The sequence below is a fragment of the Rahnella sp. P4_A8 genome (assembly GCF_056402435.1).
Genome location: NZ_JBFUHK010000224.1, coordinates 1 through 1,489, shown reverse-complemented (window position 1 = coordinate 1,489; position 1,489 = coordinate 1). Strand labels below are relative to the sequence as shown.

At 45.7% G+C, this 1,489-nt stretch carries 1 protein-coding gene and 1 pseudogene; both read left to right on the top strand.

Translation table 11 applies throughout. The features are described 5' to 3' along the window. Window positions 1-345: pseudogene (locus AC1DUO_RS24915) on the top strand (type II secretion system protein GspC); the annotation flags it as partial. Beyond that, the coding region (locus AC1DUO_RS24910; RefSeq protein WP_477989343.1) for a secretin N-terminal domain-containing protein at window positions 329-1,489 on the top strand (1,161 nt) is incomplete at its 3' end. The pseudogene AC1DUO_RS24915 and the gene AC1DUO_RS24910, both read left to right, overlap by 17 nt.

Here is a 1,489-nt window from a genome sequence, read left to right as displayed (position 1 = left end):
CCACAAAAACAGAGGGCAAACAAAGAACACGCAAAATACTTAATGCATTATTTAGTTGCCAACCCCGTATATAAAGATGAGAAACTTACAGGTTATAGATTCAATCCCAAAACGAGCAGCAATGTTTATCTTAGAGCGGGACTTATTCCAGGCGAGTTCGTCATCAAAATAAATGGGCAATCTCTCGACGACACTGCAACAGCAGATAAATACATTGAACAACTGGCAAGCCTGAGGGATGTACAACTTACCGTTCTGAGAGAAAATCAACTTCAGAATATCTATATAAATCTAGCCACTATCGAAACATCGTTGGATACAGAAAGTCATGAAGAAGTTCATTAACTCTCTCCTAGTAAAGGCATGCATATTATTTGCCACACTTCCAGGGATTGTACACGCGGAAGAGTTTACTGCGAGCTTTAAGGGCACGGATATTAAAGAGTTTATTGATACGGTAAGTAAAAATCTGAATAAAACTATCCTTATCGATCCCTCCGTGCAGGGAACTGTTTCTGTCAGAAGTTATGATGTTTTGAATGAAGAACAATACTATCAATTTTTTCTCAGCGTGCTGGATGTCTATGGTTTTGCTGTGATCCCCATGGATAACGGGCTACTGAAGGTCGTACGTTCAGCGAATGCGAAAATGTCTGGCGTGCCCATTGCAGACAAAAACAGCCCCGGTAAGGGAGATGAAATTATCACCCGCGTCGTAACGCTTCTTAATGTGCCGGTCAGAGAGTTGGCACCTTTGCTTCGCCAGATGAATGACAGTACCGGAGTAGGGAATGTTGTTCATTACGAACCTTCCAATGTTTTGCTTCTGACGGGCCGGGCATCTGTGGTCAACCGGCTTATTAAGCTTGTCGAACGCGTTGACGCGATGGGTGACCAGCAAAGGCAAACCATTAAACTAAAATATGCTTCTGCCCCGGAAATGGCTGAGATGATGAACAACCTGGTTCGCGAGGAATCTAAAGGACAATCATCGTCCATATTACAAGCCAAAATCGTCGCGGATGAGAGAACCAACACCCTAATCATCAGCGGGCCAGAAGGCGTGCGCAGCCGCGCAGCAAAACTGGTTAGTCAGCTTGATAAAGACCAGTCATCTCAGGGCAATACGCGTGTTTTCTATCTGAAATATGCCAAAGCGGAAAAAATCGTTCCCGTACTTACTGGCATCACAGAAGAGATGAAAGAAGGCAAAACAGCTCAGCCTTCCGGCGCGTCTAACAAGCCGATGAGCATCACTGCAGATGAACAAACAAACTCCATCGTCATTACTGCACAGCAGGATGTGATGCAGTCACTCGAACAGGTCATCACCAAGCTCGATATCCGCCGTGCACAGGTGTTAGTCGAAGCCATTATTGTCGAAGTACAGGATGGCAACGGGCTTAATCTGGGTATCCAGTGGAGCAACAACCAGGTTGGCGGAACACAATTTACCGGAACCGGCGCGCCAATATCGACCGTTGCGGCC